Below are 26,761 nucleotides of genomic sequence, written 5' to 3'. Positions count from 1 at the left end.
CTTTATTGGCCATATAGTGAAAACATCTAGACAAATGACAGCCACTAATTAATAATAGCCAGCCAAAACACCTAATGCTCGTAACCTATATCAGGCCTCAGTAAACGCCTAATTAATACCATAGCAAAATGACTTGATATTACATACAACAATAATAACAAACTATAATTTATAACGAGATCGATTTTCAAACCCATCTCACATTTTACACCGTATACAGAGAAATTTTAATGAGCACGATTAATTCAATAAGAATACGTAACTTACGTAGTTTTGGCAATAACTCAAAATTCATACCAATTAACGACATTAATGTTTATGTCGGTAAAAACAGTTCAGGAAAAAGTACATTCGCCCGACTTTTTCCATTACTTAGACAATCAATAGAAGAAAAAACCAAGGGCCCAATATTGTGGTATGGGAATTATGTAGACTTTGGTGACTTTAAGTCAGCTGTAAACATAAACAACAAAGCAGAAGAAATTTACTTCGATTTCAATATAGAAATCCATAATCAGCACGAAAGTTATCGAGAATTCACCACTAGCAGTGGACTGATAGTATTTAAGCAGAGCAAATTTCATTCCGATGCAATGATTAGTATCGGCGTTAAAAATGAACAGAACAAATCTTCCGCAAGCTCAGTATTTATTTCAATAGAGAACTCAAAGTTAAATATAAATCTACAAGGTGACAAAATAACTCGTTTAATAGCTAGTAACGCTAATCTCAACTTAGTTGAAGAATTCTCGTGTGAGTATGGCTTATACCCAGGGAGCATTTTACCTAACCTCTATCATAACACTAACGACTTAGCTTCAAGGTTTTCGAACACTTATATGCCTGAAGAGGTGAAAGCTTCACTATGCAAGTATATAATGCAATTTCATCATAAGAATAAGCAAAGCGATTCAGTTATGGATATCATAAATCGCATGTCTCTTATGAGCAGAAAGTCGTGTTACGAGTTTTTTAAAAAAGAATTCTCCAGCAATAAACAGTTCATTAAAAACATTAAAGGCAAGGAAGAAGAATTTACTGAAACAGTACACCTACATAATATAGCCTGCCATGTACAACATATAGTTAAAATGTCAAATAATGTACTCGCAGATTTTTTCTCAGGCGTAAGGTACATGGGGCCTATAAGAGCAGCTGCAGAAAGGTATTATCGCTACCAAGACCTCCAGATTGATGAAATTGATCATCTTGGTTCAAATTTACCTATGATTTTAAGCTCACTTAGCAAAAACCAGAAAAACAAGCTAACTAAATGGACGAAGGATAATTTTGGATTTTCTCTTGATATATCAGAATCAGGCTCTCACTATGCCATAAAAATCAAAGAGGAGGATAGCCAAGACTACTTCAACATTAGTGATATGGGATTTGGATATTCACAAATATTGCCTATAGTAGTTTCAGTATGGCTCGAAAGAGAGAATCAAAATAGCACATCAAGAAAGGTTCGTCGGAACAGTAACAAAAATAGTTTAATTGTGATTGAGCAACCAGAGCTACACCTTCATCCGATGTTACAATACAAATTCGCGCGAGCTATAGCTAACTTATCCTCTATGCTAGGTGATAAAAGCATCAGATTTATATTCGAAACACATAGCAATCATATAATTGATGGCTTAGGTGACTCAATAAGTGAAGGAAAAATATCTAGCGACAACATAACAATAACCTTGTTTAGCAAGGACTTACAAGGTACGACTATTACTGAGTCATCTGGATTTGATTCTGAGGGTTATCTCACAAACTGGCCTGCCGGCTTCTTATCTGCTTAAGGAGAAGACAATGCTAATTAAGTTTGATGATCCAGGAGAGCTAAATCCTAATGACAAAACTAATAACTGCAGCGTCAATACAATAAGAGTTCTTAGCAACGCTATAACAGCTTATGCTGAAGGTAGCCATTTAGTTTGGATGCCTTTGCCTTTAATAAAAAGGTTGATTGAACTAGATTGCTTTAATTCATACCAGCAACGCGCCCTATTTCAACTGCAACAATATTCAAGAGAGGCTAGAAACTTAAGCGAAGAACTTAAATATTACATCCACATAACCTTTGATGATGAAGATGTATGTGTATTCGCAGAGAACCATCTTAAGCTAAGCTATCAATTGATGCTAGAATCATATTTATGGCAGCCGTTACCTCTCCTCGTAGAGAATATTGACGATGCTGAACTTTATGAAATTAGTGCAAAATCAATATTAGTACATATAAAATCCAGCAATATATATAATATAAATCTCGACCACCAAAATGGTGGCGGAACTACTACATTCGACTTATTCACCCGCCTTATATCAAAAGAAAAATTAACTTTATGTATCCTCGATAACGACAAAAACCATCCTGACGATAAACTTGGAGGTACAGCAGATAGGTTTAGTGATCATTTTAACAGTGACAACACAAAATACCTTATAAAAGTGTTAGAAAGTCGTGAAATAGAAAACATCATACCGATATCCATTATTAACGAGATTGCCTTTAAACATCATTTAAATATACCAGATAAGTTTTATGTACTCACAAGATCAGGCTTTAGGACTTACTTTGACCATAAAAATGGTTTATATACTGAACAAGCTCTTAAGTATGATGAAGATTACAATAGCATTTACTGGGGAAGACTGCCAAAAGCTATAAAAAAAACTTGGATATGTGAGCCGCTACCAGCAGGCATAGCAAAAAAAGCATTAGATTATATGAAAAAAAATACTCCTCATAAAATGCTCGAGATGACAAAGCCTGATGAGGATAAAGAATGGTTAGATATTGGTAGACTAGTGGCGTCTTGGGGGTTATGTAACAAAAGAATAGTAAAGTAAAAGAAACACATGCGTAAACCAGCATTTAACAAAAAACAAAAGAGTGCTGGTTTATCTGTGTAATAATACTAGCTATAGATTTAAGCCAATAATCCTCTATTACGATATACTTTGACCCTACACATAATTACCAAATAATAATAGAGTCGCTATTGATTAATCAGTTGATAAAAGGATGTAGTATTTACACTCCAGTTCAGAGACAAGATGTTACAAAATCATTAGTGTGACCTTTACCAGATGCATTAAATAAGCATACAATATAGAAAATTCACAATGCACCCAAAAATAAAACAGCCGTGATTTAGAGTTAATTCATTAAAAACAATTTGTAATTTTGTATAATACTTAATCATTTCGAATTATTGTAAACAGGGGTTAGTTAGGTTCATGCAACCGCTCAATATTCGCCACTAGATCGGTAAACCTCTCCCCCTGGATATGCACGTGATCCTTCAGTACCTGCTCGGCAGCAGCGGCGTCGCCGGCTTCGATGGCGGCGACGATGGCTTCGTGTTCAGCATAGGAGCTGTGCATGCGGTGGCGGACGTGGAGTTGCAGGCGGCGATAGGGCTTGAGGATAGCGTGCAGACGCGTGGCTTCTTCGGTGAGGAAGGCGTTGTGGCTGGCGCGATAGAGACAGTGATGAAAGAGGCCGTTCTCGTAGTAGTAGCCATTGGCGTCGTCGGCTTCCAGGCGTTCTCGGCAGGCGGCGTGGGCGTCCTTGAGTTCCGAAAGCTCCTGCGTGGTGATGCGCCGCGCGGCGAGTCGGCCGCACATGGCTTCCAGTTCCGCCATGACTTCAAAGCGTTCCACCAGCTCCGAGACGCCCAGCTGCGTCACGAAGGTGCCACGCTTGGGCACCACCTTCACCATGCCGGAGGCAGCCAACTGCTGCAGCGCCTCGCGGATCGGGGTGCGGGAACACTGATACTCGCGGCCCAGCGCTTCGGGGTCGAGCTTGGTACCCGGCGGGAAGCGCCCTTCGACGATGGCATCTTCCAGCAGGTCTCGCAGGCGTTGCGCATGAGACATCTTGATCATCATCGTCGTCCTTGTACTGTGGCCTGACGGCGCTTCTCTCGAAAGCGGCCCTTGAATCCCTGTGAGCCTGAGCGCTGGAACACTGAAGAGCCTGAGAGCTCGAGAGCCTGCAAGCTCGAGCGCGATGGCCTCGTCATTGCGATGATGCTTGATGAGCCGTCATTGATTCACCGCAACCCCGCCCAGCACCACGCCGTTCTCGCAGCATTCTGCCCTCGCTCTCCTGCCTTCATTGAACAGGGAAGTGGCCGTGCAGGAAACTGACTTTAGTCTAGTCATGCATGGGATTCCTTGACGCTACCACACGATGCGCCTATCTGTTGTATACAACAAGACGACGCAAATATTTAAGCCTCAGACGCCATACTGAGAGCTTGAGCAGTGAACACGTCGCTTCGTCCCGCGCCTTGAGGAGCCGCCATGAACATCAATCTGAGTTTTCTGCAGGATCTGCTGACCCATGTCGGCCAGCGTGCCCGCCAGCAGGTTGGCCTCTCGCCCGGCGCCGGCAATGAAGACACCGCCCTCGCCCGCCTGACCGAGAGCTGTCACAACCTCACCGAGAGCAGCGGTGAAGCCTCGCGCATCATGATGGCCCAGCGGGCGCTGGAGGATTATCAGCAGCTGGATCACGAGCAGCGCCTCGCCTTCTTTCAGCTGCTGGCCGAGCACTACGCCGCCGACGAAGCGGCCATTCACGCTGCCTACGCGGCCTATCGCGACGCCCCGGACAACGCCAATCTCAGTGCGCTGTTCGCCGCCAGTGAACCCAGGCGCCAATCGTTGCTGCGCCGCCTGAACCTGTGCCCCGGCGGCACCTATGAAATCGTGCGCATGCGTGCCGACCTGCTCAAGCTCATCAAGCAGCATCCGGAATTGAAACCGCTGGATGCCGACTTCGCGCATCTGTTCGCCTCCTGGTTCAATCGCGGCTTCCTGATGCTGGAGGCCATCGACTGGAACACCCCCGCCGCGGTGCTGGAGAAGATCATCCGCTACGAGGCGGTGCACGCCATCCAGGACTGGAGCGACCTGCGCGGCCGTCTCGACCCCGAGGACCGCCGCTGCTACGCCTTCTTCCACCCGGCCATCGGCGATGAGCCGCTGATCTTCGTCGAGGTGGCGCTGTGCAAGGGCGTGCCCAACAACATCCAGCATCTGCTCGCCAACAGCGGCCAGACCACCGAACGCGAGGCGGACACCGCCGTCTTCTACAGCATCAGCAATTGCCAGAAGGGCCTGAAAGGCATCTCGTTCGGCAACTTCTTGATCAAGCAGGTGGTGCAAGAGCTGCAACGCGAACTGCCCAACCTCAGCCGCTTCGTCACCCTCTCGCCGGTGCCCGGCTTCAGTCAGTGGCTGACACGCGCGCGTGATGAGGAAGGCCTGGAAGTCTCCGATCTGCTGGCCCATCACCTGCAGCACGACGACTGGATGAATGACGAGGAGGCCCAGCAGAAGATGGCGCCGGAACTGCGTGCCCTCGCCGCCCACTACCTGGTCAACGTCAAGCACCGCAGCGGCCAGCCGATGGACCCGGTCGCTCGCTTCCACCTCGGCAACGGTGCCAGCCTGCATCGCCTCAACTGGCCGGGTGACACCTCACCCAATGGCCGCCAGCAGGCCCACGGCCTGATGGTCAACTACCTCTATGAGCCGCACCGCATCGAGCAGAACCACGAGGCCTTCAGCCGCAACGACAGCGTGGTATGCAGCAGTGAGGTCAAGAAGGAATCGAAAGCCAACAAGGAGCTGGCCAAGGCGCCGAAGCGCGAGGCCAGGAAGGAAAGCGAGCTTCTGTCATCAAAAGCGTCCGAGCAGCCCCCCGAGACCAGATCGACCACGGATGCCAGCGACAGCAAGCCAACGCCATCACTCGAGGAATAAGCCACTCGAGGAATAAGCTACTCGAAGAATGAGCCACTCGGCAGGCACGCCACCTGCCGGTGCACGCCGGATCAGAACGTCGCCTTGCGTCAACGCCTCATGACAAGACAAGACTCATGACAAGACAAGACTCATGACAAGACAACGCCTCATTACAAGAACAACGCCATTGGAGCCAACGATGCCTCACGCCAACCACGACAACCTCTATCTGCAATTCGCGCGCAACTTCGATGAGCGCCCGGATGCCACCTTCCTCGACACCGTCGAAGGCCACGGCTACACCTTCGCCGAGGCACGCAGCGCCGCCGGCCAGATGGCCACCGCACTACGCGAGCTGGGCGTGGCACCGGGCGACCGCGTCGCGGTGCAGATCGACAAGAGCTGCGAGACCGTCATCCTGTATCTGGCCTGCCTGCAGGTCGGCGCGGTCTATCTGCCGCTGAATACCGCCTACACCGGCGAGGAGATCCGCTACTTCCTGGGCGACGCCGGGCCGCACCTGTACGTCTGCCAGCCCAAGGTGCTGGAGACGGCACGCGCACTGGGCAAGGAATGTGATGTGCCGCGTGTCGAGAGTCTGGGCACCGAGCAGGACGGCACCCTGATGGAGCAGGCCCGCCAGTGCAGCGCAAGCAGTGAAGTCGAGCCACGCGCCGCCGATGATCTCGCCGCCATCCTCTATACCTCCGGCACCACCGGGCGCAGCAAGGGCGCGATGCTGACCCACGCCAATCTGGCCTCCAACTGTCAGGCGCTGGCCGAGACCTGGCGCTTCACCCGTGATGACCATCTGATCCACGCCCTGCCCATCTTCCACACCCACGGCCTGTTCGTGGCCTGCAATATCGTGCTGACGGTGGGCGCCTCGATGACCTTCCTGCCAAGGTTCGATGCCGAGCAGATTCTGGATCTGATGCCACGCTCCAGCGTGCTGATGGGCGTGCCGACCTTCTACACCCGCCTGCTGGAATCCGAGCGCCTCAATCGCGAGACGACCGCCGGCATGCGGCTGTTCGTCTCCGGCTCCGCGCCGCTGCTCAGCGAGACCCACAGCGAATTCAGCGCACGCACCGGCCACGCGATTCTCGAACGCTACGGCATGACCGAGACCAACATGAACACCTCCAACCCCTACGACGGCGAGCGGCGTCCCGGCACGGTGGGCATGGCGCTGCCCGGCAGCGAAGTCCGCATCACCGACCGCGAGACAGGTGCCACCTTGCCGCGTGGCGAGACAGGGCTGATCGAGGTGCGCGGTGCCAACGTCTTCAAGGGCTACTGGAAGATGCCGGAGAAGACCGCCAGCGAGTTCCGCGAGGATGGCTTCTTCATTACCGGGGATCTCGGTCATATCGATGCCGATGGCTACCTGTGCATCAGCGGCCGTGACAAGGACCTGATCATCTCCGGCGGCTACAACATCTACCCGAAGGAGGTGGAGCTGCTGATCGATGACATGCCCGGCGTCAACGAATCGGCGGTGTTCGGCGTGCCCCACCCGGACTTCGGCGAAGGTGTCTGCGCGGTGGTGGTCATGCAGGCCGGCCACCAGGACAGTCTCGATGAAGCGGCGGTGCTTGCCGCCCTCAGCGACAAGCTCGCCCGCTACAAGCAGCCCAAGCGCGTGTTCTTCATCGATGGCCTGCCGCGCAACGTGATGGGCAAGGTGCAGAAGAAACAGCTGCGCGAGGAATATGCACAGCTGTTCGCCCCTGAGCCGGCCCGCTCACACGGCTGAGCGACAGCCACCGGAGCCTCTATCTCGTCATTCATCAAGACGCTCATCGAGACAACCGGCTTGAGGTATCAAGCAACATGAACCTGCCGGCAGCCGATCACGCCAATCGTCGCTGCCGGTAGCCCCTCTCACCCTTGAACTGACGAGTGATATTGACCCGCAAGACCCTGACATGTCGGCAGGGGATGGACACTCGCTGTTCGCCCATCTGCCGACAAGGATTCACGCCTGCAACACGCTTGAATTCTCGCGGTACCTGAAACGCCACAACACAAGCAACGCCAAAAAAACGCGACAGACAACAACAAAAAGGTAATACGCCATGGTGATCTACGGAGTTGCCCTGCTGGCAGGGTGCATGATGGCCGGTCTCGTGATCGGTGATCTGCTCGGAGAAATGCTCAATATCGATTCCAATCTCGGCGGTGTCGGCATCGCCATGCTGCTGCTCATCTTCATCACCGGTGTGCTGAAGGACCGCGGCAAGATGGCCGACAGCACCTCCAGCGGCATCAATTTCTGGAACGCGATGTACATCCCCATCGTGGTCGCGATGGCCGCCAGCCAGAACGTGGTCGCGGCCTTCAGCGGCGGCATGGTCGCGCTGGTCGCGGGCGTGCTGGCGGTGGTGCTGGGGCTTGCACTCGTTCCTCTGCTGACCGGCAAGCGGCCGGAAACCGCACTGGAAGAGGCTCCCCTGCCCGACGAGAACCGCCCCAGAACCTCAGTGACGACAGGCGCCCCGGTGCTGGATCGCAGTCGCCATGCCTCCCCCACTCCTGCTCACAAACACTGAGGGCTGACCCATGATCGAGTCACTCGTCCACCTGTTCGACAAGTATCATCTGGTCGCTGCCTTCGCCGTGATCGGACTGGCGATGTATGTCGCCTACTGGATCAGCAACAACCTGACACGCGGCAAGCTGCACGGCTCCGCCATCGCCATCATCCTCGGCCTGGTGCTGGCCTACGTGGGTGGCGCGACCACCGGCGGCAGCAAGGGGCTCTCGGATGTCACGCTGTTCTCGGGACTCGGCCTGATGGGGGGCGGCATGCTGCGTGATCTCGCGATCATCGCCACCGCCTACGGGGTCAATCTCAAGGAAATCCGTCAGACCGGCTTTCGGGGTGTCATCGCGCTGTTCGTCGGCGTGCTGATCTCCTTCGTCGCCGGTGGTGGCGTCGCCATCGCCTTCGGCTATACCGATCCTGTCGATATCACCACCATCGGTGCGGGCGCGGTCACCTACATCGTCGGCCCGGTCACCGGTGCCACGCTGGGCGCAAGCTCCGAAGTGGTCGCGCTGTCGATCGCCGCCGGGCTGGTGAAATCGATCCTGACCATGGTGGCCACGCCGATGACGGCGCGTCTGATCGGGCTCGACAATCCGCGCTCCGCGATGATCTTCGGTGGCCTGATCGGCACCACCAGCGGTGTGGCGGCGGGCCTTGCCGCCACCGATGCCCGTCTGGTGCCCTACGGTGCCATGACCGCCACCTTCTACACTGGCCTGGGCATCCTGCTCGCCCCGACCGTGCTGTTCCTCGCGGTACGTGCGGTGATGTAAGCATCGCGCTGACACGAGAGGCAATGACACAAACCGCTCTGAACAAGCAACGCTTAAACAAGACGACGGCGGCATCAGTCAGGACAATACATGTCCCACGCTGATGCCGCCGTCGTGTCGTTTACTGCCCATGCGACTTTCCACTTTACTGCCCAGGCCACACCGTGGCGGCCGGTCGGATCAACGCGGTCTCACCAATCGTTCCATCACTGCCCGCGCGGCGGGCCACATCACGCTGCCGTGGTCTTCGCCCTCGAACAGTCGCCACTGGACGGCTGCCTGTGGACAGTGCTCGCGCAGCTGACGTGCATGCTCATGGGCGTTGTCGATCATCGCGCGCTGGACACGCAGCCTGTCACGCTCAGGGTCCTGCCGCCTGGGCTGCGGCGATTGCTCGCGTCCGCCAGCGGCGATGTACACCGGGCCCGCCATCTCGGAGCAGGCAAGACGCAGCGGCCAGTTGGCCGGGTCATTCTCCTGCCGCCACCACAGCGACGGACTGATCGCGAAGATCGCCCCGAAGGCCTCGGGCGCCTTCTGCTGGGCATGGAGCGCGAACAGGCCGCCGAGTGAGTGGCCGACCAGCGCAGGCCGCGCGAGATCGAGCGGATAGCGTGAGGCCAGTTCAGGCGGCAGAGCCTGGGTCAGATAGTCGAGGAAATCCTCGCCACCGCCGGTACCCTCTGGCGCCGTGCCGGTGGTGAGCGGTGGCGTGAAGTCTTTTAAGCGTAGCTTCGTGACGATGTCACGCACCGCCTTTGCCTGCCCGTCCGTCTCGCCCGCATAACCGACCGCGACGATGGCGAGATCAGACGGCGCCTTGTCATAGCCACGGCGTCCCAATATGTCGCGCGCTGCCGTGAACAGATCCAGATGGCGATTGCCATCCAGTACCAGCAGCACGGGATAGCCCTCTTTTGGCAGTGCGACCTGCGGCAGCGCGACCTGGATCAGGTAGTCATGTCCCGTGGTGGATGAGTGCTGAGTGAAGGAGGTCGTCATGCCAGGCAACACTGCATTGTCAGCGGCCTGAGTCATGGTCATGGCCATGGCCATGGCCGGCAAGCTGACAGCGCCGGATGTCAGCATGATGAGTCCCCATGCCTGCAGTCGTGCGAATAGCCTCATGCGCGCTCGCAATCCGATCCTCATGCTCAGAACTCATACTTCATGGTGGCGACGGCACTGGCCGGGCGCCCTACGAAATTGAAGACACTGGCGGAACCGGCGCGCACGTAATATTCACGATCGAACAGGTTGTAGACGTTGAGCTGGCCACTGAGTTTGGGCGTGAACTGATAGCCGAGCATGGCATCGAACACGGCATAGCCCGGTGCCTGGATGGTGCCCTGGGTGCTGTCGAAATCGCTCAGTGCCGTCATCCCGGCACCGACGGACACGCCATCCAGCAGGTTGCCCTCGAAGCGATACTGGGTCCACAGATTGACCATGTTGTTGGGCATCAGCATCAGCAGTGCATCGGAGCTGCCGGCCTCCAGCACCTCGGAATCCATGTAGGTGTAGCCGAAGATGACATCCCACTGCGGCGTGATGTTGCCGGCCAGCTCAAGCTCCGCACCGGTGATACGCATCTTGCCGGAATCCACCGAATAACTGACGCTACCGTCGGTCGAGGAGGCAGCACGGTGGCTGTCGGTCAGCTGGAAGCCACTGATACGCGCATTCAGTGCGCCATCCAGATAGCTGCCCTTGATCCCGATCTCGTATTGCTCGCCTTCGCGCGGGTCGATCAGGTCCCCATCCTCGCCTTCGCGGGTCTGTGGCTCGAAGACTCTGGAGTAGCTGGCATAGAGGGAGTGGTCGGCGTCCAGGTCATAGACGAGTCCGCCATAGGGCGTGACGGCGGTGTCCTGCATGTCACTGCTGCCGCCGTTGAGCTTGTCTTCGGTCTCGGCCGAGAACTGGCTGACGCGCGCACCCAGTATCACCGCCAGCGGTGCCACGGGACGCAGTGTCACCTTGCCGTACAGGCCCTGCTCCTCCAGGGTGGTCTCGGTGCGCGACAGGCTGTAACCGCTCACGCCATCCCGGGCGTTGCCGAGAATGTCGACATAGGCCAGGGAGTTCAGCTCGCTGATGCTGGCGCTGGAGCCGGTCAAGTTGCCGGTGCGCGCCGCGGTGGTATCCGAGTCCGATGTCTTGTAATCGACCCCGACCACGAATTCGCTCTGGTTGCCGAAGGCATCGAAGCCCTGGGTGTAGCTGGCATCCACGCTCACCGAGGTCTCATCGGTGACACCGGCATAGCCCGCGACACTGCTCAAGTCGCCGGTATCGCTCAGTGCCGAGCCACTGTAGGCGTATTCGTAATCGGCATTGCGATCACTGTAGCGCGCCGCCAGTCGGCCATAGCCGCGTGAGCTGAAGCGGTGGGTCAGCTCGGCGATCACATCGGTGGCATCGCTCTCGAAGCTGTTCCAGTCCGCGCCGTAGAATGCCGAACGGCGGCCATAGGTGAAGTTGTTGTCACCATCGACCGGCTGACCCTGATTGACGCTGATGTCCTTGGTGTTGTGGATCACCCCCAGCGACAGCTCGGTATTCTCGTCGAGATCGATATCCAGCGCGCCATAGAAATCATTCAGCGTGTTGTCATTGTCATCCACCCACTGCGCCTGCTCGGTGGAGCGGGTCACCAGGCGTCCACGGATGCGGCCCTGCTCATCGATGGGCCCGGAGAGATCGACACTGACGCTTCGGTCTTCCAGCGTACCGACACTGCCGCTGATGGAGCCCTGGAAGGTATCGGTCGGGCGCTTGCGCACCAGATTGATGACCCCGCCCAGCTCACTGGTACTGTTGAACAGACCGGACGGCCCACGCATGACCTCGACCCGGTCGATGGCGGTCAAGGATGGCACCGAGCCCGTCAGACTCGACATCGGCGCGGAGAGCCCATCGATGCTGTAGGCATCGTATTCATAGCCACGCGCGAAGATCGAGGAGCGACCGCTGTCATTGTTCAGCACCCGCACGCCGGGCGTCCGTGCTGCCAGCTGATCCAGGGTGATGAAGTTCTGGTCCTCGATGGCGTCATGGGTCACCACGCTTACCGACTGCGGAATGTCGCGCAGCGAGGCCGGCACCTTCGAGCCCACCGTGGCAGCGTCAACGCTGTAGCCACCGCTCTGCTCACTGGACGCCATGTCATACAGGCGCAGCCCCGTCACCCGCTGGGTATCCAGCACCATCGTCGCGTCTTCCGCCTGTGCCGGCAGACTGACCAGCACCACGCCCGCCCCGATCATCAAGCGACGCGTGCCTGCCCCGCACAGACCGCGTCCCCGTACCGTCACCTTCTTCATCGTGTCCCCTTGGCTCACCTGGCTATCGCCACTAATGATAATTATTTGCATCTGTGTGACTGACGGGGCATTTTGGCACTCCATGACGACAAAAACCTTTGCGGAACCCTCCCTGATGTTTGCAGGTGCGACAAGATGAGCCTTACTCCCCCTCCCGGCCTCGCCAGCTCTCACACCTCGGCAGGCGCACGCCACCGGATCATCGAGCTCGATTACGTGCACCGCATGGCGCGAGCACTGACCAGCGACCACCAATGCCAGCCCGCCGAGGGCCAGTCAGCCGATGGCGCGCTGATCGGCAACATGCACCTGCAGGAAGTGCAGCCGGGCCTGTTCATGCGCCTCAACCGCATCCGCAAGCGGGCGGATCTGATGATTCGCTCCCGCATCGAGCCATCGCTGAAGATCGCCGTGGTATGGCGTGGGGAGCCAAAGGTCAGTTTCGGGCCACAGCGCCATGCGCTGAAGCCGGGCCGAGCGCTGTGCATCGCGCTCGATGAACTCACCGAATTCCGACTGCAAAGCCCCAAGGGGGCTTATGAGCACAGCGCCATCCTGACGCTGACACCGGCGTGGCTGACGTGGCATCTGGGGGTCTCAAGCGCCAGCGAGGTGATGCCCGAGGCGCGGCATCTGGCGCATTACCATTGGCAGCCGTCTGCGCGTCTGGTCGAGCGCCTGGAGGAATTCAGTCGCCAACGGCCGGGAACGCTGGCGCTTAGACTCGGCATCGAGTCAGTGGCGCTTGAGGTGATCAGCGAGTGCCTGGCGGCCAGACCGTCCCTGGCGGATGACAGCACACAGCGCCGCCTGCAGGGCACGTCAGAGTGGCAGGCGAGGCTCGAGGACTGGATCTCCAGCGGGGAAGTGGCCTATCTGAGTCAGGCAGAGATCGCCGCCCGGCTGGGCATGAGCGTGCGCCAGTTGCAGCGCCGCTATCGCGACGCCTACGGCCAGACCATGTCGCGGGACCTGAGACGGCGGCAGTTGCTCCGCGCGGCGCACCTGTTGCAGGACCGCAATGTCACGGTGGAGGCCGCCGCCGAGATGGCGGGGTATCGCAGCGCGGCCAATTTCGCCACCGCCTTTCGTCGCCAGTTCGGCGTGCCGCCCAGCCAGCGGCCTGTCGTGACGGCGTGAACGACGCATGGACCTGGAGATGCCCCGTTGCTAATGTTGAGCGGCATCGCGGCCCGCGCCATGCCTGCCGATTGCGGCAGCACCTGAACGGCACACGGCTCGCATGAAAACGGCACGCACCAAAACCGCACCCCACAACAAGATCTTCGCCACGCTCTCGCACAAGGACACTGCCATGTCAGTCGACAACATGAAGCTGGAATCTCTCGCCCTGCATCACGGCTACACCTCGGAAGCCACTACCAAGGCGGCGGCGGTGCCGATCTACCAGACCACCTCCTACACCTTCGACGACACCCAGCACGGCGCGGACCTGTTCGATCTCAAGGTGCCGGGCAACATCTATACCCGCATCATGAACCCGACCAATGACGTGCTGGAGCAGCGCATGGCCGCCGTCGAAGGCGGGATCGCGGCGCTGGCGGTGTCCTCCGGCATGGCAGCGATCACCTATGCCATCCAGGCGCTGGTGGAAGTCGGTGACAACATCGTCAGCACCAGTCAGCTGTATGGCGGCACCTACAACCTGTTCGCCCACAGCCTGCCGCGTCAGGGGGTCGAGGTGCGCATGGCGGCCTTTGATGACTTCGCCGCACTCGAAGCACTGATCGATGACAAGACCAAAGCGGTGTTCTGCGAGTCCATCGGCAATCCTGCCGGCAACATCGTCGATCTCGAGCGTCTGGCCGAGATTGCCCACAGGCATGGCGTGCCGCTGATCGTCGACAACACCGTCGCCACGCCAGTGCTGTGTCGTGCCTTCGATCACGGCGCCGACATCGTGATCCACTCGCTGACCAAGTACATCGGCGGCCACGGCACCACCGTGGGCGGCATCATCATCGATTCCGGCAAGTTCGACTGGGTCGCCCACAAGGAGCGCTTCCCGATCCTCAACGAGCCAGACCCCTCCTATCACGGCGTCGTCTACACCGAAGCCTTCGGCCCGGCCGCCTATATCGGTCGCTGTCGCGTGGTACCGCTGCGCAATACCGGCGCCGCGCTCGCCCCGCACAGTGCCTTCCTGCTGCTGCAGGGGCTGGAGACACTCGCCCTGCGCATGGAACGCCACTGCAGCAATGCGCTCGCGCTGGCCGAATACCTCCAGCAGCATCCGAGCGTCAGCTGGGTCAACTACGGCGCCCTGCCGGACAGCCCCTATCACGCCACCTGCCAGAAGATCACCGGCGGCAAGGCCTCCGGCATCATCAGTTTCGGCATCAAGACGGACGCGACAGGGGCCGATCAGGCCGAAGCCGGGCGTATCGCCGGCGGCAAATTCATCGATGCGCTGCAGATGATTCTGCGCCTGGTGAATATCGGTGACGCCAAGTCGCTGGCCTGCCACCCGGCCTCCACCACCCACCGCCAGCTCAACGAGGAAGAACTCGCCATGGCCGGGGTCTCGGCGGACCTGATTCGCATCTCGGTGGGGATCGAACATATCGACGACATCATCGCCGATGTCAGCCAGGCGCTGGACAGGGCGGTGGCCTGACGCGAGGGCGGCTCTTAAACGACAGTCAGGCGACATTCAGACGCCGACCAGGCCGCCTCAACGAACATCAGTGACATATCAGCGCCCGCGAAGACACGCCTCTTCGCGGGCGCCTTGCGTTGCGTGTCCCGATGACTACTGCTTCTCTCAGGCTTGCCAGAACTGAAATGGGTACCAAAGAAGATAACGGTATATAAAAGAACTGGGCGGTCAGATGGGTGGGGCATCCAGACCCAGCATAAATCTGATTAATACCAAGAATAAGAATTCGCAACTACCGAAATACACGAGCAGAACACACTCTTGGGTCAAGGCGTACACAGAGACGCCTGTCACGACCATAACAACTCCAAGAGGTGTCCCGATGAAATCCGTCCCGCTGAAGCCTGCCCTGCTGACTGCTGCCATCACGGCGGCCTGTGCCCTGCCGCTGAGCGCCGCTCAAGCCCAGGATATCAAGCTCGGCCACGTGCTGGCGCCGACCCATAGCTGGAACATCGCGGCGGAAGGCTTCGCCAAGGATGTCGCCGAGGCCACCGAGGGCCGCGTCAATTTCCAGGTCTTCCCCAGTGGTCAGCTCGGCAATGAGAAGACCGTCGTCGAAGGCATGCAGATCGGCAGCGTGCCGGCCGGCGTGATCGGCTGTGGTTCCTTCCAGCCGCTGGATGCGCGCTTCGGCATCGTCGAACTGCCCTACTCCTGGCCGGACCGCGAACACGCCTACGCCGCCTATGACGGCAAGCTGGGCGATGCGCTCGAGGACATCGCCGACGAGCACAACATGAAGATCCTGTCGTGGTGGGAGAACGGCTTCCGTCACGTCACCAACAATCGCGGCCCCATCACCAGCCCGGAAGACCTCGCGGGTCTCAAGATTCGCGTCACGCCGGACAAGATGCGTCTGGACACCTTCACCGCGCTGGGTTCAAGCCCGGCACCGCTGTCCTTCGGTGAGCTCTACTCCGCATTGCAGCAGGGCGTGTTCGATGCCCAGGAAAACCCGCTGGCCATCATCTATTCCTCCTCGTTCAGCGAAGTGCAGGACTACGTCTCCCTTACCGGTCACGTCTGGGCACCCGCGTGTCTGACCATGTCCAACTTCAGCTGGAATCAGCTCTCCGAGCAGGATCAGGCCGCGGTACAGAAGAGCGCCGACGAATGGCGTGACAAGCAGCGCGCGATGACCCAGAAGGATGACGCCGAGCTGGTCGCCAAGCTGGAAGAGGCAGGCATGCAGGTCAACGAGGTCGACACCGCGCCTTTCAATGCCAAGGTGCAGGGTGTGTGGGCTGATTACGCCGACGTCTTCGGGCCTGAGCTGATGGGCCTGGTCGAGCAATACCGCAAGGGCGAGTGACGATGTCTTCCGCCTCTCCCTCCGTCAAGCCGCTGGCCGCGTTGTGTGCCGTGCGCACCTTGATGATCACTTTCTCACGTTGGTGCTGCCGGGGCTGTCTGGCCCTGGCAGCCAGTGGCGTGGCCGCGCTGTCGGCATTGGTGATCTGGACCGTCTTCATGCGCTGGGTGATGGGTCAGCCGCCGCACTGGGCAGAGGAATTGCCGCAGCTGGTGCTGGTCTGGACGACATTGTTGGCCGCGGTGTCCTGTACCCGCAACCGCACTCACCTGAGTGCGGGTCTGCTGCCGCTGCTGGTGCGCTCGCTGCGTGTCCAGCGCATCACCGGCCGTATTACCGACGCGATGATCCTGATCATGCTGCTGTTGCTGGCCAAGGCAGGCATGGACCTGAGCGCCATCACGATGCGCCAGACCACCACCGCGCTGCAGATTCCCGCCGGCATCGTCTACCTGTCCGTGCCGCTGTGCTGCACCGCGATGGCTCTGATCCAGCTTGAGCATCTGTTGAGCCCTTCGGCCATCGGAGCCGAGGTTCACGAGACGGATACCACTGTGCCTGACAACGCTTCCTCTCGCCAAGGAGATGCCCCATGACTCTCGGCGCCCTGGCTCTGCTCGGCGTATTCGCGCTCGGCATCCTCATCGACATTCCCATCGCCTTCGCGCTGCTGATGTCGGCCCTCTTCTACCTGCTGGCCTTCGGTGCCGCGCCGATGATGGTCTCGGCGCAGCAATTCGTGGCCGGGATGGAAAGCTTCACCCTGCTGGCGATTCCGCTGTTCGTACTCGCCGCCCAGTTGATGAACCGCGCTGGCCTCACTGAGCGCCTGGTGCGCCTGTGCATGGCGATGGTCGGTGACATCCGCGGCGGCCTGGCGGTGGTCGCGGTGCTGGCCTGCATGATGTTCGGCGCGCTGTCGGGTTCCGGCGTGGCGGACGTGATCGCCATCGGCAGCATGCTGCTGCCCACCATGGCCCGCAACGGCTATGACAAGGGCTTCAGCAGTGCACTGGTCGGCACCGCCAGCTCCATCGGCACCGTGATTCCGCCCAGCATCGTGATGATCGTCTACGGCACCACCTCCAACACCTCGGTGGGCCAGCTGTTCATGGGCGGCATCATCCCCGGCCTGATGCTGACCGTCGCGCTGGTCGGCGTCGCCCTCTACCTGTCACGCAAGCATGGCTGGTCCGGCGGTGTCGCGGCCCGTGTGCCGGGCGAGCGCCGCCGCGCGCTGCTCAGTGCCATGCCGGCGCTGATGGTGCCGGTGATGATCATCGGCGGTATCCGCTTCGGGGTGTTCACGCCCACCGAGGCCGCCGCCTCCGCGATTCTCTACGCCATCATCATCGGTACCTGTGTCTATCGCAGCCTGACCTGGCAGGGCTTTCTGGACAGCGTCCGCGCGACCGCCGAGACCACCGGCGCCATCCTGCTGATCATCGGCGCGGCCGGCATGTTCGCCTGGGGTCTGACCTACGAGCAGGTGCCGCAGGCCATCGCCCAGTTGATCGGCGAATTCACCGACAGCCGCATCAGCGTCCTGCTGCTGCTGACCGCCGTGCTGCTGGTGCTGGGATCCTTCATGGAAAGCGTGGCGATCATCATCATCGTGACGCCCATCGTGATGCCGCTGCTGGCGCAATACGGCATCAGCCCGGTGCACTTCGGGGTGCTGCTGACCGTCAATCTGGCCATCGGCGCCAACACGCCGCCGCTGGGGATCGACCTGATGGCCGCGTGTCGCATCGCCGGGATCAACGTCAGCGACTCGCTGCGTCCGCTGGGCCTGATGCTGGGCGCGATGCTGATCGTGCTGATGCTGATCACCTTCATTCCGGAACTCGTGCTGTTCCTGCCCAACCTGATGGAGGGCTGAGCGATGACCTCTCTTGCCACTCAGCCCCTCCCGCAGCGCTGGCTGTTCGTGCCCGGGGATGACGCCGCACGACTGGAAGCCGCGCTCACCAGTGGTGCCGATGCCATCGTGGTCGATCTCGAGGAATTCACCGCCCCCGAAGGCCGTGCACTGGCGATCAGTCGCTTCGCCGAGTTCGCCAGACGTGCCCGTCGCCTGCATCTGTGGCCGGCGGTACGCCTCAACCTGCTGGAGCACGGCGGTCGCGACGAACTGACCGCCCTGCTGCAGACCGCACTGGGCGAACTGGCCGGCACACCTGCTGCGGTCTTTCTGCCCGCCGTCGAGCAGCGCAGCCAACTGGCCGCACTGGATGAGGCGCTCGCCGAGCAGGAACGCCTGCATGCCCTGCCCGCGGGCTGTCTGAAGAGCATCGCGACCCTGGAAAGCGAGGCCGGCCTGTTGAACGCCGAGGCCTTGCTCGCACCGGGAAGTGACACGTCACGCCTGCTGGGCGCGCTGATCGGCACCGGGGACCTGGCCACTGACCTGGGCCTGATGCCGGACCAGCCCGCCGCCATCATCACCGAAACCCTGAAACCGTGGCGCCAGCGACTGGCCGTTGCCTGCAGGACACATCAGCGACTGGCCATCGATGGTCCGTGGCGCTGGCAGCACGGGCTGGGCACCGACCAGCACTGGGCCAACCAGCAGGGACTGCATGCGCGGTGTGTCATCCACCCCGATCAGCTCGAAGCGCTCTACGACCTGATGCCCGCAGACAGCCACCGACTGCGACGCTGACGACATCGCTCCGGCTCCCTCGTTCGCTCTGACAGCCTCTTTCGCTCGGACAGCCTTTATTGCACCGACAGCCTATTCACCTTACGCAACCACAACGAGAACCTTCCCATGACTCAGGCCGCTGACACCTACACTCACGAATCCACTCTGCCGCTGCGCAATGGCGGGCAGATCCTCGTCGACCAGATCCGTCTGCACGGCACCAAGCGTGTCTTCCTGGTGCCCGGCGAAAGCTACCTGCCGTGCATCGATGCGCTCAATGAGCACAAGGGCGCCATCGACCCCATCGTCTGCCGCCAGGAAAGTGGCGCGGGCTACATGGCCGAAGCCTACGGCAAGCTGACCAACGAGCCGGGCGTGTGCTTCGTCACGCGTGGCCCGGGCGCCACCAACGCCTCCATCGCCGTGCACACCGCCTATCAGGATTCCACGCCGATGATCCTGTTCATCGGTCAGGTCGGTGGCGACTTCATCGAGCGTGAAGCCTTCCAGGAAATCGATTACCGCCGCATGTTCGGCGAGATGACCAAGTGGGTCGCGCAGATCGACGACACCTCGCGCATTCCGGAATACATCGCCCGCGCCTATCAGGTGGCGCGCAGCGGTCGTCCGGGGCCGGTGGTGCTGGCATTGCCCGAAGACACCCTGTGGGGCGAGGCGCAGGTCGCGGACGTCAAGCCGCACCCGCGCCTGATGACCTACCCGGGGCAGCCGCAGCTGGATGAGCTCAAGGGCCTGCTCGCCAGCGCCGAGCGCCCCTTCCTGCTGGTCGGCGGCAGCGGCTGGACCCGCGACGCCCAGGTCGCGCTGGAAGGCTTCGCCCAGCGCTTCGACATCCCCACCGGGGTCGCCTGGCGCCGTCTGGAATGCGTCGATGCCGAACTGCCGCAATTCGCCGGTCACGTCGGCATGGGCATGCATGACGCACTGCGCCAGCAGCTGGTCGAGAGTGACCTGGTCATCGCAGTCGGCACGCGCATCGGCGAAGCCACCAGCGAAGGCTACAGCTGGATTCAGTCACCGGTGCCGACACAGAAGCTGGTGCACGTCTACGCCGACCCGGAAGAGCTGGGGCGTGTCTATCAGCCGACGCTGGCCATCAATACCGACGTCAACGGCTTCGCGCTGGCGCTCTCCACCCTGTCACCGGACAGCACGCCGCGCTGGTCCGGCATCACCCGCGAGGCGCGCGCCGCCTATCTGGCCACGCTTGAGGAACAGCCGTCGCCGGGCCCGCTGAGCCTGGACAAGGTCAGCCTGACCGTCGACCGCATTCTCGATGGCAAGGGCTGCATCAGCGTCGGCGCCGGCAACTACGCGCTCTACGCCCACCGCTACGTGCGCTTCCGTGGCCTGGGCAGCTCGCTGGCCCCGACCGTCGGTTCCATGGGCTACGGTCTGCCCGCCGCCATTTCCAGCAAGCTCGAATTCCCGGAACGCCCCGCCGTCTGCTACGCCGGTGATGGCTGCTTCCAGATGAATCTGCAGGAACTGGGCGTGGCACTGCAGTACCGCCTCGGCATCGTGGTGCTGGTGTTCAACAACGGCATGTGGGGCACCATCCGCGCCCACCAGGAAAACGACTTCCCGGGCCGCGAGATCGCCCTGACCTTCACCAACCCGGACTTCGCCGCGCTGGTCACCGCCTACGGCGGCCTCGGTCAGGTGGTGGAGAAGGACGAGGACTTCGAGGAAAGCTTCACGCGCGCGCTGGAATTCGCCGACCGCGAGCATCTGCCGGCCCTGATCGAGCTGCGTTATGACCCGGACGGCATCGCCCCGGGCAAGCTGCTGAGCGGCATCCGCGAAGACGCCCTGACACGCAACGACAAGGCAGGTATCTGACATGAGCACATCCTCAACTCAAGACGTGCTGGACACCCTCGCCCTGCGCGTCGATGGCAAGCGCCTGTGGGACGCGCTGATGACATTGGCCGAGATCGGCGCGACGCCCAAGGGCGGCAACTGCCGTCTGGCCCTGACCGAAGAAGACCGCGCCGGCCGCGAGCTGGTCACTGGCTGGCTCGAGGCCGCTGGCCTGACGCTGCGCGTCGACGAGATCGGCAACATCTTCGCCCGTCGTCCGGGCCGAGATGACAGCCTGCCGCCGATCGCCACCGGCAGCCACATCGACACCCAGCCCACCGGCGGCAAGTTCGACGGCTGCTTCGGCGTGCTGGCCGGCCTGGAAGTCATGCGCGTGCTGGATGAGCACGGCATCGAGACCGAAGCGCCGCTGGAAGTGGTGATCTGGACCAACGAGGAAGGCAGCCGCTTCGTGCCGGTGATGATGGGGTCCGGCGTGCATGCGGGCCTGATTCCGCTGGAGAAGGCGCTGGCCGCCACCGACCGCGACGGCGACAGCGTTGCCGCGTCGCTTGAGCGCACTGGCTATGCCGGCGACGTGGCGGTGGGCAGCCATGATTTCGGCGCCTATTTCGAGGCGCACATCGAGCAGGGCCCGGTGCTGGAGCAGGAGGAGATCACCATCGGTGCCGTCACCGGCTCGCTGGGCCTGCACTGGTTCGACGTGGTGGTCAGCGGTCAGGAAGCCCACGCCGGCCCGACGCCGATGCCTTACCGTCGCGATGCGCTAAAGACCGCCTGCGCGCTGGTCAGCGACATCCTCACGCTGGCCGATGACTACCAGCCCAACGGCCGCGTCACCTGTGGCGAATTCAATGTGCACCCCAACTCGCGCAACGTGATTCCGGGCCAGGTGCGCTTCAGCGTCGACCTGCGTCATCTGGAACCGGCGGTACTGGCCGAGATGCACGACCAGCTCAAGGCGCTGTGCCTCAAGCATCACGCGGCCAATCAGGCTGACAAGCAGCGCGTCGATGTCGAACTGATCGAAGTGCAGCACATTCCGCCGACGCCCTTCGCGCCGGAACTGATCGAGATGGTGCGCAGCGCAAGTCAAGAACTGAACCTCAGCTTCCGCGACATGGAAACCGGTGCCGGTCACGACGCCGTGCAGATCGCCGGCATCAATCCGGTGGCGATGATCTTCGTGCCCTGCGAGGACGGCATCAGCCACAACGAGAGCGAGAACGCCGAGCCTGCCGATCTCGAAGCCGGTGCCAACGTGCTGCTGCTGGCGATGCTCAAGCGCGCCGGTGTCGTCAGCGCCAGCTCCGACAATGACGACGCCGATGCGACCCACAACACCGCGGAGAACGTCCAATGAGCACTGCCACTGCTTCGACCACTGCCGCCCCACTGACCCATGCCGACTGGCAGCAGCGCGCGGCAGCGCTGACCTTCGAGACCCGTGCCTTCATTGACGGTGCCTATGTGGAAAGCACCGGCTGCGACACCTTCCCGGCCTGGAATCCGGCCACCGGAGACGTGCTGGCACATGTCACCGCCTGCACCGAGCAGGACATCGACCGCGCCGTGATGGCGGCGCGGCGTGCCTTTGACTCCGGCGTGTGGTCGCGCCAGTCACCCCAGGCGCGCAAGGCCGTTCTGCAGTGCTTTGCCCAGCTGATCCGCGACAATGCCGAAGAACTGGCGCTGCTGCAGACACTGGAGATGGGCAAGCCGATCGGCGACAGCCTGGGCTTTGATCTGGCGGAAACCGCGCGCGCGGTGGCCTGGTATGCCGAGGCCATCGACAAGCATTACGACGAGATCGCGCCCACCGGCGAGAACGTGCACGCCACCATTACCCGTGAAGCGCTGGGTGTGGTCGCGGCGGTGGTGCCGTGGAACTTCCCGCTGATGATCGCCTCGTGGAAGTTCGCCCCGGCGCTGGCGCTGGGCAACAGCGTGGTACTCAAGCCTGCCGAATCCTCTAGCCTGAGCGCGCTGCGTCTGGCGGCACTCGCCGATGAAGCCGGCCTTCCGGCGGGCGTCTTCAACGTCACGCCGGGGCTGGGCGCGGTGGCGGGCCAGGCGCTTGGCCTGCACATGGAAGTCGATGCGCTTGCCTTCACCGGCTCCACCGCCACCGGCAAGCGCTTCATGCGCTACGCCAGCGACTCCAACTTGAAGCGGGTGTGGCTGGAATGCGGCGGCAAGTCGCCGCATATCGTGTTCGCCGATTGCCCGGATCTCGACATGGCCGCACGCGCCGCGGCAGACGCCATCTTCATCAATCAGGGCGAAGTCTGCATCGCTGGCTCCCGCCTGTATGTCGATGAGGCCATCTTCGATGACTTCATGCCGCGTCTGATCGCCTGCGCCCGCGCCATGCCGGCCGGTGATCCGCTCGATCCGGCCACGCGCATGGGCGCACTGGTCAGCGCGGACCACCACGAGAAGGTGCTCGGCTTCGTCGAGACAGCGCTCTCGGAAGGCATGACACTGCATCAGGGCGGCCGCGCCATCGCCCCCAGCGACGCCACTGCCGGCGGCTGGTATCTGGAGCCGACCATCGTGGAAGGCGGCCAGAACAGCACCGTGATGCGCGAGGAAATCTTCGGCCCGGTGCTGGGCGTGACCCGCTTCAGCGGCGAGGAAGAGGCCATCGAACTGGCCAATGATTCCATCTATGGCCTGGGCGCTGGGCTGTGGACGCGGGATCTGGCGCGTGCCCATCGTGTCTCGCGGCGTTTGAAGGCGGGGCTGGTGTGGGTCAACTGCTACGCCGATGGCGATATCAGCGTGCCCTTCGGTGGCGTCAAGCAGTCCGGATTCGGGCGTGACAAGTCACTGCACGCGCTGGACAAGTACTCCGACCTGAAGACCACCTGGATCAATCTGGCCTATTGAGCCGGCGGTCGGCCCTCGAGGGGCGCCCCCGAAGCGCCGCTGCCACCCGGACTGACTGGTGACAGCGGCGCGGGCCATTCAGAACGCGCTTCAGGACGGGCTTCAGGACGGTCTTCACGACAAGGTCTTGATCGAGCGCCAGGGGTGGCTCAAGTAGCGGGCGCGCCGTCACTGGCCAGCACGGCATTAGGGTCCGGCAGCTGCATTTCCAGACCGCGATGCAGACGTTCTTCCAGCGGCACCTTGGCCAGCGCGTTGTGCAGGAAGTCGACGAAGGTGGATTCGGCGGCGCTGAAACGCGCCTCACGGTGCCACATCAGGAGCAGGTCGATATCGGCCACGCCACCGTAGGGTGGCAAGGGCCACAGCTGCTGCTCCTCGACCTCACGCCGCACGATGTGCTCCGGCATACAGCCGATGCCCCAGCCGGCCAACACCATGCGGCGGATTTCCTGCAGGCTGCTGGATTGACCGATCACCGGGCCCTGCAAGCCCTCGCGGGCGCGGAACATCGCCAGCGGAGACAGCACGCCATCGAGCTGCTCGCTGCCGAAGGAGACGTAACGCTCATTGCGCAGCGCCTCCAGCGGCAGATTCTGCTGACCGAAGAGCGGATGCATGCGACCACAGAAGTAGCGGTAATTCTGGCGCGCCAGCACCTGGGACATCAGTGGCTCCGGTGTCTGCTGCGCCAGGCAGATGCCCAGCGCGCCCTGGCGCTGCAACAGCCCCTGCTGCACCTCGTGACTGGACATCTCCTGGATCGAGAAGGTGACCTGGGGGAAACAGCGATGAAAGCGCGCGAACACGCTATCAAGGAATCGGCATTCGATGCCGGTAATGAAAAGGAGCGAGACATGCCCGGAAATCTCCGTATGACTGTTGCCCACCTCAGAGGCGAGACGCGCCACGTTGGCGTAGATCTCCACGGCCTCGCGATAGACCACCTGCCCCGCCCCCGTCACGCGAAAGCTGTGACTGTCTCGTTCGATCAACCGTTGCCCGAGACGCTCTTCCAGACGCTTGAGTGACAGACTCACCGCCGGCTGGGACAGATAGAGACGGGCTGCCGCTCGACTGACACTTTCCTCCTGAACGATGACGATGAAGGTTCTCAGCAGGTTCCAGTCCAGAGTGTCATGGATGGGTCGCATGGCGAGGATTCCTGTCCAGAAAATGACGCACCCGGCGTGGCAATGGCCACGCAACGTCTTCGTGACGAGCCAGGTAGCATGAAAGTCAGCACTGCCTCGCCATTGCCATCCACTTGAGTGATATATTGCCTTTCTCTCAAGCTGTCAATGACGATCAATACAACATCAACAATGCGGAAAAATGACAATGTTCGATAGCCGAGAAACCGAGATTCTCTCGATCATGATCATAGCATGTGGCCTATTTCTGATGGGGCTTTCGCTGTATTTCTTTCGCCGCATCAAGACCTATGATGACTACAATGTCGCCGGCCGTTCCACCGCGACCTTTCCGCTGATCTGCACGCTTGTCGGCACTGCCGTCGGCGGCTCCACCCTGCTGGGCTTCGTCTCCAAGGGCTACACCTTCGGCATGGGGCAGCTGTGGCTGCCGGTGGGCATGACCGTCGCCGGCATCGCGCTGTACTTCTTCATCGGCAAGATTCACGCCGAAGGCCGGCGCCTGGAGATGGTGACACTGGCCGACTTTCTGGTCAGCCGCTTCGGCGAGGGGGTCAGACTCCCCACTCTGCTGAGCATCCTGTGCGCCTACGCGGCCATCACCGGCATGCAGTTCGTGGCGGTGGCCACGGTGCTCAAGCTGGTGTTCGGCCTGGCGCTGCCGGTGGGTATCCTGCTGACCTGGGCGCTGCTGACCGCCAAGACATGGCTGGGCGGCCTGATGGCGGTCATCTGGTCGGATGCGATTCTCGGTACCCTGCAGACACTGGGCATCTTCTTCCTGCTGGTCACCGTCTACTACGCCAGCGGCAGCTGGGAGATCATCAGTGCATCGCCCACACCACAGGGCAGCCCTGACTTCCTGAGCCTGACCGGCATCTCCGGCCATGAACTGGCGGTCTACATGCTGACCATCGGCGCCTATCAGTTCGTGCGCCAGGACCTGTGGCAGCGCTTCTGGGCCGCGCGCAGCCTCAAGGCGGCACGCACCGGCTACGCCGTGGCCATCGTCTTCACGCTGCTGGTCGGTGGTGCCGTGGTGTTGATCGGTGCCTTCGCCAGGCTGGGGCTGGACATCGCGGTGGCCAATCCGGACCTGTCCTTCTACGCCATCATCAAGGCCACCCTGCCACTGCCGCTGATGGTCAGCATGGTCGTGGTGCTGCTGGCGACCATCATCTCGTGTGCGGATTCGTTCTTCATCGCCGGCGCCTCGTCGATTGCCAATGACGTGATCAAGCCGCGCATGAAGGGCCGTGATGATGCCTTCATGCTGCGCATGAGCCGTCACTCGGTGATCGCCATGTCCTTGATTTCGCTGGGTCTGGCACTCTACGCCCCGCGCCTGCTCGATATCTGGATTCTCGGCAGCGCGATGCTGGTCTGCGGGGTACTGGTGCCGACGGTGGTGGCCCTGTGTCGCCGCACGCCGGACCCGCGCGGCGGGGTGATCATGATGTGGGGCGGGCTTGCCACCGCCATTCTCTGGCAGCTGCTGGGTCATCCCTTCGGGCTGCATCCGGTGATGATCGGCCTGCCGGTCTCGCTGGCACTGATGCCGTTGGCGCTGCGCAAGCCGAGCCTCAGCCTCGCGACCGACACCGCCACGCGCTGAGCCTGATGAGCGGGGCTCGCGCCGCTGTCAGACGCTGGGGCACGCCTCGTCATGCATGACACATGATGCAACATGCACGATGCATGAGACCTGATGCATAGGACCTGATGCATGCAACATGAAGCCCCGGTTCCCGATGCTGTCATCACGACATCGAGAACCGGGGCCTTGTGGCGATCTTCGCTCGAAGCCCTGCG

Annotated in this window: 20 protein-coding genes; 16 read left to right on the top strand and 4 right to left on the bottom strand. The window is 60.4% G+C overall.

Annotated elements, in window-relative coordinates:
* Positions 1-230 precede the first annotated feature (230 nt).
* A complete protein-coding gene (locus tag QD228_RS07155; protein ID WP_279874925.1) occupies positions 231-1,796 on the top strand; it encodes an AAA family ATPase in 1,566 nt (521 codons plus the stop codon).
* Positions 1,797-1,806: 10 nt separating this feature from the next.
* Positions 1,807-2,850, top strand: coding sequence for a hypothetical protein (locus QD228_RS07150; RefSeq protein WP_279874924.1), 1,044 nt, complete (start codon positions 1,807-1,809; stop codon positions 2,848-2,850).
* Positions 2,851-3,228: 378 nt separating this feature from the next.
* Here the strand turns inward: QD228_RS07150 and QD228_RS07145 are convergent, their stop codons facing one another.
* Positions 3,229-3,894 (bottom strand): GntR family transcriptional regulator, encoded by a 666-nt coding sequence (locus QD228_RS07145; protein ID WP_279874923.1) that lies wholly within the window; start codon positions 3,892-3,894, stop codon positions 3,229-3,231.
* Positions 3,895-4,314: 420 nt separating this feature from the next.
* Between QD228_RS07145 and QD228_RS07140 the strand changes: the two genes are divergently transcribed.
* The 4 genes from QD228_RS07140 to madM all read left to right on the top strand — a co-directional run bounded on the left by QD228_RS07140 (position 4,315) and on the right by madM (position 9,090).
* Complete coding sequence (locus QD228_RS07140; protein ID WP_347882126.1) at positions 4,315-5,781, top strand: malonyl-CoA decarboxylase; 1,467 nt, start codon at positions 4,315-4,317, stop codon at positions 5,779-5,781.
* 181 nt (positions 5,782-5,962) lie between these two features.
* On the top strand, positions 5,963-7,522 hold the full coding sequence (locus QD228_RS07135) for a malonyl-CoA synthase (RefSeq protein WP_279874921.1): 1,560 nt from the start codon (positions 5,963-5,965) through the stop codon (positions 7,520-7,522).
* 322 nt (positions 7,523-7,844) lie between these two features.
* The gene (gene madL, locus QD228_RS07130; protein WP_077376063.1) at positions 7,845-8,318 is read left to right on the top strand and encodes a malonate transporter subunit MadL; all 474 of its coding nucleotides are present in this window, start codon (positions 7,845-7,847) and stop codon (positions 8,316-8,318) included.
* A 10-nt stretch (positions 8,319-8,328) separates the two neighbouring features.
* Positions 8,329-9,090, top strand: coding sequence for a malonate transporter subunit MadM (madM, locus tag QD228_RS07125; RefSeq protein WP_084208591.1), 762 nt, complete (start codon positions 8,329-8,331; stop codon positions 9,088-9,090).
* A gap of 180 nt (positions 9,091-9,270) precedes the next feature.
* On the opposite strand, the gene QD228_RS07120 is transcribed toward madM, so the two are convergent.
* Both QD228_RS07120 and QD228_RS07115 read right to left on the bottom strand, forming a co-directional pair.
* Complete coding sequence (locus QD228_RS07120) at positions 9,271-10,179, bottom strand: alpha/beta hydrolase-fold protein (protein WP_279874918.1); 909 nt, start codon at positions 10,177-10,179, stop codon at positions 9,271-9,273.
* A 65-nt stretch (positions 10,180-10,244) separates the two neighbouring features.
* Positions 10,245-12,416, bottom strand: a complete 2,172-nt coding sequence (locus QD228_RS07115) for a TonB-dependent siderophore receptor (protein WP_279874917.1) — start codon at positions 12,414-12,416, stop codon at positions 10,245-10,247.
* A 135-nt stretch (positions 12,417-12,551) separates the two neighbouring features.
* Between QD228_RS07115 and QD228_RS07110 the strand changes: the two genes are divergently transcribed.
* From QD228_RS07110 to QD228_RS07070, 9 genes are all read left to right on the top strand, one after another.
* Positions 12,552-13,556 carry a helix-turn-helix transcriptional regulator gene (locus tag QD228_RS07110; protein ID WP_279874916.1) on the top strand — a complete coding sequence of 335 codons (1,005 nt, stop codon included), beginning with the start codon at positions 12,552-12,554 and terminating at the stop codon, positions 13,554-13,556.
* Between the two features lie 190 nt (positions 13,557-13,746).
* Positions 13,747-15,054 (top strand): aminotransferase class I/II-fold pyridoxal phosphate-dependent enzyme, encoded by a 1,308-nt coding sequence (locus tag QD228_RS07105; protein ID WP_279875074.1) that lies wholly within the window; start codon positions 13,747-13,749, stop codon positions 15,052-15,054.
* 364 nt (positions 15,055-15,418) lie between these two features.
* On the top strand, positions 15,419-16,411 hold the full coding sequence (locus tag QD228_RS07100) for a DctP family TRAP transporter solute-binding subunit (RefSeq protein ID WP_191237075.1): 993 nt from the start codon (positions 15,419-15,421) through the stop codon (positions 16,409-16,411).
* Between the two features lie 2 nt (positions 16,412-16,413).
* On the top strand, positions 16,414-17,007 hold the full coding sequence (locus tag QD228_RS07095) for a TRAP transporter small permease (RefSeq protein WP_279874915.1): 594 nt from the start codon (positions 16,414-16,416) through the stop codon (positions 17,005-17,007).
* Positions 17,004-18,293 carry a TRAP transporter large permease gene (locus QD228_RS07090; RefSeq protein WP_279874913.1) on the top strand — a complete coding sequence of 430 codons (1,290 nt, stop codon included), beginning with the start codon at positions 17,004-17,006 and terminating at the stop codon, positions 18,291-18,293. The genes QD228_RS07095 and QD228_RS07090 overlap by 4 nt, the downstream gene beginning before the upstream one ends.
* Positions 18,294-18,296: 3 nt before the next feature.
* Complete coding sequence (locus tag QD228_RS07085; RefSeq protein WP_279874911.1) at positions 18,297-19,076, top strand: aldolase/citrate lyase family protein; 780 nt, start codon at positions 18,297-18,299, stop codon at positions 19,074-19,076.
* Positions 19,077-19,184: 108 nt separating this feature from the next.
* Positions 19,185-20,921 (top strand): thiamine pyrophosphate-binding protein, encoded by a 1,737-nt coding sequence (locus QD228_RS07080; protein WP_279874909.1) that lies wholly within the window; start codon positions 19,185-19,187, stop codon positions 20,919-20,921.
* Position 20,922: 1 nt separating this feature from the next.
* Positions 20,923-22,266 carry a Zn-dependent hydrolase gene (locus QD228_RS07075; RefSeq protein WP_279874907.1) on the top strand — a complete coding sequence of 448 codons (1,344 nt, stop codon included), beginning with the start codon at positions 20,923-20,925 and terminating at the stop codon, positions 22,264-22,266.
* Positions 22,263-23,795: an aldehyde dehydrogenase gene (locus QD228_RS07070; protein WP_279874905.1), complete on the top strand. Its 1,533-nt coding sequence runs from the start codon at positions 22,263-22,265 to the stop codon at positions 23,793-23,795. Before QD228_RS07075 ends, QD228_RS07070 begins: the two co-directional genes overlap by 4 nt.
* A 149-nt stretch (positions 23,796-23,944) precedes the next feature.
* Here QD228_RS07070 and QD228_RS07065 read toward each other — a convergent pair whose 3' ends face one another.
* A complete protein-coding gene (locus QD228_RS07065) occupies positions 23,945-24,949 on the bottom strand; it encodes a LysR family transcriptional regulator (protein ID WP_279874903.1) in 1,005 nt (334 codons plus the stop codon).
* A 187-nt stretch (positions 24,950-25,136) separates the two neighbouring features.
* Between QD228_RS07065 and QD228_RS07060 the strand changes: the two genes are divergently transcribed.
* Positions 25,137-26,564, top strand: coding sequence for a sodium:solute symporter family protein (locus tag QD228_RS07060; RefSeq protein WP_279874902.1), 1,428 nt, complete (start codon positions 25,137-25,139; stop codon positions 26,562-26,564).
* Positions 26,565-26,761 lie beyond the last annotated feature (197 nt).

The organism is Cobetia sp. 3AK (assembly GCF_029846335.1).
GTDB lineage: Bacteria > Pseudomonadota > Gammaproteobacteria > Pseudomonadales > Halomonadaceae > Cobetia > Cobetia marina.
The sequence above is the reverse complement of the archived record's forward strand: the minus strand, read 5'-3'. Positions and strand labels throughout refer to the sequence as shown.